The organism is Pseudomonas sp. GW531-T4, assembly GCF_017349615.1.
Classification (GTDB): domain Bacteria; phylum Pseudomonadota; class Gammaproteobacteria; order Pseudomonadales; family Pseudomonadaceae; genus Aquipseudomonas; species Aquipseudomonas chlororaphis_I.
In genome coordinates, this window is the sequence record NZ_JACMZT010000037.1 from 62,869 (window position 1) to 68,868 (window position 6,000).

General features: G+C 63.5%; 7 protein-coding genes. 4 read left to right on the forward strand and 3 right to left on the reverse strand.

The annotated features are described in order from the left end of the window. Positions 1-71: 71 nt before the first annotated feature. Together J4D28_RS24075 and J4D28_RS24080 are read left to right on the forward strand one after the other, a co-directional pair. Positions 72-902, forward strand: a complete 831-nt coding sequence (locus J4D28_RS24075) for an undecaprenyl-diphosphate phosphatase (RefSeq protein ID WP_103331695.1) — start codon at positions 72-74, stop codon at positions 900-902. Beyond that, positions 902-1,327: a DUF1294 domain-containing protein gene (locus J4D28_RS24080; RefSeq protein WP_009048895.1), complete on the forward strand. Its 426-nt coding sequence runs from the start codon at positions 902-904 to the stop codon at positions 1,325-1,327. Before J4D28_RS24075 ends, J4D28_RS24080 begins: the two co-directional genes overlap by 1 nt. On the opposite strand, the gene J4D28_RS24085 is transcribed toward J4D28_RS24080, so the two are convergent. Both J4D28_RS24085 and J4D28_RS24090 read right to left on the reverse strand, forming a co-directional pair. After that, entirely contained in the window at positions 1,324-1,668 is a 345-nt protein-coding gene (locus J4D28_RS24085; RefSeq protein WP_025809028.1) for an MmcQ/YjbR family DNA-binding protein, read from the reverse strand. The genes J4D28_RS24080 and J4D28_RS24085 overlap by 4 nt on opposite strands. Before the next feature lie 23 nt (positions 1,669-1,691). Further along, positions 1,692-2,600 carry a LysR substrate-binding domain-containing protein gene (locus J4D28_RS24090; protein WP_009048897.1) on the reverse strand — a complete coding sequence of 303 codons (909 nt, stop codon included), beginning with the start codon at positions 2,598-2,600 and terminating at the stop codon, positions 1,692-1,694. 129 nt (positions 2,601-2,729) lie between these two features. Between J4D28_RS24090 and J4D28_RS24095 the strand changes: the two genes are divergently transcribed. Beyond that, positions 2,730-3,341 (forward strand): FMN-dependent NADH-azoreductase, encoded by a 612-nt coding sequence (locus J4D28_RS24095; protein ID WP_009048898.1) that lies wholly within the window; start codon positions 2,730-2,732, stop codon positions 3,339-3,341. A gap of 243 nt (positions 3,342-3,584) precedes the next feature. Continuing rightward, complete coding sequence (locus tag J4D28_RS24100; RefSeq protein ID WP_009048899.1) at positions 3,585-4,622, forward strand: dienelactone hydrolase; 1,038 nt, start codon at positions 3,585-3,587, stop codon at positions 4,620-4,622. Between the two features lies 1 nt (position 4,623). On the opposite strand, the gene J4D28_RS24105 is transcribed toward J4D28_RS24100, so the two are convergent. Then, positions 4,624-5,811: an MFS transporter gene (locus J4D28_RS24105; protein WP_009048900.1), complete on the reverse strand. Its 1,188-nt coding sequence runs from the start codon at positions 5,809-5,811 to the stop codon at positions 4,624-4,626. Positions 5,812-6,000: the final 189 nt, after the last annotated feature.

Genomic DNA, 6,000 nt, shown 5'->3' on the forward strand with positions numbered 1-6,000 from the left:
CGCGACGCACGTGTCAGTGAACATTGAAGAAAAACTAAAAGGCATGCCACGGCATGACCTTCGGGGGATTGATGGAGCTTTGGACCGCCGTACAGGCATTGATTTTAGGGATTGTGGAAGGGCTGACAGAGTTTCTGCCCATCAGCAGTACCGGCCACCAGATTATCGTTGCGGACTTGCTCAACTTCGGTGGCGAGCGCGCCATGGCGTTCAACATCATCATTCAGCTGGGGGCCATTCTCGCGGTGGTCTGGGAGTTTCGCCGCAAGATCCTTGACGTGGTCACCGGCCTGCCGACCCAGCGCAACGCCCAGCGTTTCACCATCAACCTGCTGATCGCCTTCCTGCCCGCCGTGGTCCTGGGGGTGATCTTCGCCGACCTGATCCATGAATACCTGTTCAACCCGATCACCGTCGCCACGGCGCTGGTGGTGGGTGGCCTGGTCATGCTCTGGGCCGAACGCCGGCAGCATGAAATACATGCCAACAGCGTGGACGAAATCAGCTGGAAAGATGCCTTGAAGGTCGGTTTCGCCCAGTGCCTGGCGATGATTCCAGGCACCTCGCGCTCGGGCTCCACGATTATCGGCGGCCTGCTGTTCGGCCTGTCGCGCAAGACCGCCACCGAGTTCTCGTTCTTCCTGGCCATGCCGACCATGGTCGGTGCCGCGGTCTACTCGGGCTACAAATACCGCAACCTGTTCCAGCCGGACGACCTGCCGGTGTTCGCCGTTGGTTTCATCACCTCGTTCATCTTCGCGATGATCGCGGTCAGGGGCCTGCTCAAGTTCATCGCCAACCACAGCTACGCGGCCTTTGCCTGGTATCGCATTGCCTTCGGCCTGGTGATCCTCGCCACCTGGCAGTTCGGCTGGGTCGACTGGACCGCGGTCCATTCCTGATGAACGCACGCAACCAGAACCGCCCCGGCGAAGCCGCCGGGGCACGGATCCAGCAGCCACGGCTCAAGGCGGTGGTTTTCCTGCTGCTCTGCGCCTTGCCCCTGTGCGGCTCGCTGCTATTGGGTGTGAAGGGGATTTCCTGGGTGCCGCTGGCGGCCTACGGCGCGGTCAGCGTGCTGACGTTCTTCCTCTACTGGAGCGACAAGCGCAAGGCCCGCAGCGACAGCTGGCGGACCCCGGAAAACGTCCTGCATGCCGTGGAACTGGCCGGTGGCTGGCCAGGCGCCTTGCTGGCGCAACAGGCTTTTCGCCACAAGACCCGCAAGCTGTCCTATCAACTGGTGTTCTGGCTGATCGTGCTGCTGCACCAGGTGTTCTGGATCGACCGGCTGTTTCTCGAAGGCAGCCTGTTCTCGCTGTTCTAGAGTAACAACCCGACCTGTACCCGCTTGGGCAGCTTGCTCACCACCAACTGGTGGGAACGCTGCAGCAAGTCCCGCAGCTCGCCGGCGCCCAGCGGGTAGGGCGTCTGCATGATGATCCAGTGCGCCCGGGCCAGGTACGGCGCCGGCGCGATGCCGGGGCGGTCGACATGGCCGAGGAACAGCTCCTTGTCCACCTTGAACGCCAGTGACTCGCCCCGCAGGTTCTGCAGGGCGAACATCTTGTTGCCGGCCACGGAAAACACCCGCACGCCGCCCCATTTGTAGTCTTCGCGCGCACCCGGCAAGTCCAGGCAGAATTGCGCCACATCCGCTTCAGTCATGGTTTTTCCTTTTATCGCGGCCGTCATAACGTTCGGTCTCCGCAGCCTTTGAACGCTTCGCTGACATGCTCGATCCAGGCCCTTACCGCTGGCAATACCCCGCGCCGGTGAGGGTAGACCGCCTGCAGCCAACCGCCAGGCAATGACCATTGCGGCAGCAGTTGCACCAGCTGCCCGGTCTGCAGTTCTTCCTCGCAATACATCATCGGCAGGATGGTACAGCCAAGGCCGGCGAGGGCGCAGGAGCGGCGCACCAGAAAATCGTCGATGCCCAGGCGTGCTTCCAGGACCAGGTCGCATTTCTCGCCCTGGGCGTCGAGCATGCGCAGATGCACCATGCGGTCGGCCTCCAGGGCACCCAGCACCGGCACCTTGTGCAGGTCTTCGGGACTGTGGATCGGCCATTCGCGGGCGAACGCCGGGCTGGCGACCATCACAGTCTGCGCCTGGCGCAGGCGCCGGGTCACCAGCAACGGATCTTCGTCGCCATGCTCGCGAACCCGCAGCGCCACGTCGATGCCTTCGGCGACCACGTCGACCCGGCGGTTGAGCAACTGCATGTCGAGCTGGACCTGGGGGTATTGCTCGAGGAAGGAACTGATGACAGTCGGCAACATATGATGGGCCAGGCCGACCGGACAGGACACCCGCAGGCGCCCGCGAGGTTCACTGGACATGCTGGCCACGGCCTCGTCGGCCATTTCCGCTTCCAGCAGCATGGCCTGGCAGTGGCGCAGGTAACGCTCGCCGACCGCGGTCAGCTTCAGTTGGCGGGTGGTGCGTTGCAGCAAGCGGGTGTGCAGCCGCTCTTCCAGCTCGGCGATACGCCGCGACAAACGGGATTTGGGCACCCCGAGTAAACGCCCGGCGGCGGCGAAACCACCGGCTTCCACCACCTTGGCGAAGTAATAAAGATCGTTGAGGTCTTGCATAGAATGACTCGACTGTCCTGCTGATGGGACAAACTATCGCATTTGTGCCGACTAATCAGCTATTGGTTTCATCTGTAGGATTGTCCTCAATTGATCGCCCGGTGGCGATCCTCACTTGGAGAATCCCAGATGAAACTGCTGCATATCGATTCGAGCATCCTTGGTGACAACTCGGCTTCCCGTCAGTTGAGCGAAAGCGTGGTCAAGGCCTGGAAAAACGCCGACGCCAGCGTTGAGGTGACCTACCGCGACCTGGCCGCCGACGCCATCAGCCATTTCAGCTCCGCCACCCTGGTGGCCGCCGGTACCCCGGCCGAAGTGCGCAACGCCGCCCAGCAGCACGAAGCCGAGCTGAGCGCTTCGACCCTCGCCGAATTCCAGGCCGCCGACGCCGTGGTGATCGCCGCGCCTATGTACAACTTCACCATCCCGACCCAACTCAAGGCCTGGATCGACCGCATCGCCGTGGCCGGCCAGACCTTCCGCTACACCGAAGCTGGCCCTGAAGGCCTGTGCGGTGGCAAGAAAGTCGTGGTGGTCTCCACCTCCGGCGGTCTGCACGCCGGCCAGGCCACTGGCGTGGCTCACGAGGACTACCTGAAAGTGCTGTTCGGTTTCCTCGGCATCACCGACATCGAATTCGTCCGCGCCCACGGCCTGGCTTATGGCGACGAAGTCCGCACCAAGGCCTTGAACGACGCCCAGGCGCAAATCAGCGAGCAACTTTTCGCTGCCGCGTAAGGCTTGTGTAAAAGTCGCTTACGCCCCAGGCAAGGCCCTTTAAACTCTGTATTCTGATGCCCTCCAGGCAGCGGGATACGGAGTTTTTCGTATTCGTGCTTTTTTCGTTCTGGCCCGGGTTATGCAAATTGCAGTGCATACAGCGGCGTGATCCGGCCGACAATCCAGGCATCAGGCCAGCGAAACCCTGGCCAGTGAAGCAATCAACCGGCGTTTTCATCAGGTAGGGAAGGTGGTGCATCCATGATGCGTCTTTGGGCAATGTCACTGATCTGCCTGCTTGGCGGCCCGATTATCGTGCACGCCGCGCCCGCGCCCCATCCGCATTGGAGCGTGGGTTTCCACGAGATGAGCTTTCTCGACCCGCTGGACCAGCAGCCGATGCGCGCCATTGCCTTCTATCCCTCCACCGGCATCGAGCACCACAGCAAGGTCGAGGGTTACCAGATTGCCGCCTCCCGGGATTCGAAGATCGCCATCGGCCGTTTTCCGCTGTTGATGCTGTCCCACGGCAATACCGGCACGCCGCTGGCCCTGCACGACCTGGCCACCTCGCTGGCGCGCAAGGGCTTCGTGGTGGTGGCGGTGATTCATCCGGGTGACAACTACAAGGATCACAGCCGGCTGGGCACCCTGAGCAATCTCTATGGCCGGCCGATCCAGATTTCCGAAGCCATCACCGCGACCCTGGCCGACCCGATGCTGTCGCCTTTCGTCAATGCCGGGCAGGTCGGGGTCATCGGTTACTCGGCCGGCGGTGAAACCGCGCTGATCCTGTCCGGGGCGACTCCCGACCTGGACCGTTTGCGCCGCTATTGCCAGGAGCGCCCCGACGATCACGATGCCTGCAATACCCAGGGCGAGCTGATCGTCGATCGCGACGACTTGCAACCGGTTGCCGACCCGCGGGTCCAGGCCTTGCTGCTGATGGCGCCGTTGAGCCTCAAGTTCGGGCGGCAGACCCTGTCTGGCGTGCATGTGCCGGTGCTGCTGTACAGCGGCGACGTCGACAAGCTGGTGGCCCTGGACAAGAACGCCGCGGCCCTGGCCCGCAAGCTGCCGGTGGCGCCGGACTTCAGGCTGTTGGCCGGGGCCGGGCACTTCGTGTTCATGGCGCCGTGCACCGAGGAGCAGTTACTGAGCATGCCGGCCTTGTGCACCGACGCCGATGGCGTCGACCGCGCGGACATCCACCGTAGTCTGATTGCCGAGGCCGGCCGCTTCTTTGCCCAGGCCCTGGGCAAGCCGAGCCGGGCCGGGATGCAGACCGCGGATCAGTGAGTCAGGCGTCGGCCCGGCGCATGAGCAGCAGGGTCAGGCCCAGGGCGCTGAGCGACAGCAGCGCCGCGCAGAAGAAAATCCACGAATAACCCAGGTTCAACGCCACCGCGCCCATCAGAGGGCCGGCAATCGCCAGCGCCAGGTCGAAAAACACCGCGTAGGCGCTCAGGCCGGCACCGCGGCTGGTGCTGGGCACCTGCTTGATCGCTTCCACCCCCAGCGCCGGGTACACCAGCGACAGGCCGAAGCCGGCGAGCCCGGCGCCGATCATGGCGAACGCCGTCGAGGGCGCCAGCCACAGCAGGATCAGGCCCAGGGTCTCGATGCTCATGCAGGCGATGGCCGCGCGATAGCCACCAAAACGGCTGATGCTGGAGATGAACAGCAGGCGCGAGAGGATAAAGCAGACGCCGAAGACCGTCAGGCAATAGGCCGCGCCGGTCCAGCCACGGCTGAGGTAGAACAGGGTAATAAAGGTGGTCAACGTGCCGTAGCCGATGGACGCCAGGCTCAGGCCGGCGCCGTACGGCGCGATACGGCCGAACACCGCGCGAAATGACAGGCGCTCGCCACGGATCACCGGCACCGACGGCTTGTTGCGGATCAGCAGCAAGGCCAGGGCCGCCAGCAGCGACAAGGCCAGCCCCAGGCTTTCGAAACCGTAGTCGGCGACCATCACCACCCCCATCGGCGCGCCGATGGCAATCGCGCCATAGGAGGCGATGCCGTTCCAGGAAATCGAGCGCGCGGTGTGTTCGGCGCCGACCTGGCCCATGCACCAGCTGATGGTGCCCACGCCGATCAGGCCCTGGGCCACCCCCAACAGCAAACGTCCGAGCAGCAGGATGCCCAGGCTGAGCAGCGGCATTGCCAGCAGCAGGGTGGACGCCAGGGTCAGCAGCCCGCTGAGGAAAATCCCCGCCAGGCCGTAGACGATCGCACGTTTGGTGCCGAGGTTGTCCGACAGGCGCCCGGCCATGGGCCGGCTGAGGAGGGTGGCCAGGTACTGCGCGCCGATGGTCAGCCCGGCCACCACCGCACTGAAGCCCAGCTCGCCGTGGACGTAACCGGGCAATACCGCGATTGGCAGGCCGATGCAGAGAAAAGCGATAAAGGTATAGAAGACGATGGAGACGATCTGCAGGGTGATCGCCATGGAGCTGGGCACGGGCTTTTGTTGCGCAGACATGAGGGCTCGTTCGCGGGCGGGCGGTTGGAGAACTGCATCATGGCGCGGGCTGGAAATAAAAGGAAGCAGGCTAACGATTTCTTTATGGCCGGCTATTTGTGGGGGCAGGGAGGACGTCATCGCGGGCAAGCCTCGCTCCTACAGAAACGTGTGCGCACGCTTGCCCGCGATGTTTTTATAGCCGGACAA

What these genes read in the sequence shown, in the direction of transcription:
- J4D28_RS24090 (WP_009048897.1), bottom strand. Translation starts at nt 2,600, where the DNA reads ATGCAAGACCTCAACGATCTTTATTACTTCGCCAAGGTGGTGGAAGCC.
- J4D28_RS24100 (WP_009048899.1), top strand. Translation starts at nt 3,585, where the DNA reads ATGATGCGTCTTTGGGCAATGTCACTGATCTGCCTGCTTGGCGGCCCG.
- J4D28_RS24095 (WP_009048898.1), top strand. Translation starts at nt 2,730, where the DNA reads ATGAAACTGCTGCATATCGATTCGAGCATCCTTGGTGACAACTCGGCT.
- J4D28_RS24075 (WP_103331695.1), top strand. Translation starts at nt 72, where the DNA reads ATGGAGCTTTGGACCGCCGTACAGGCATTGATTTTAGGGATTGTGGAA.
- J4D28_RS24085 (WP_025809028.1), bottom strand. Translation starts at nt 1,668, where the DNA reads ATGACTGAAGCGGATGTGGCGCAATTCTGCCTGGACTTGCCGGGTGCG.
- J4D28_RS24105 (WP_009048900.1), bottom strand. Translation starts at nt 5,811, where the DNA reads ATGTCTGCGCAACAAAAGCCCGTGCCCAGCTCCATGGCGATCACCCTG.
- J4D28_RS24080 (WP_009048895.1), top strand. Translation starts at nt 902, where the DNA reads ATGAACGCACGCAACCAGAACCGCCCCGGCGAAGCCGCCGGGGCACGG.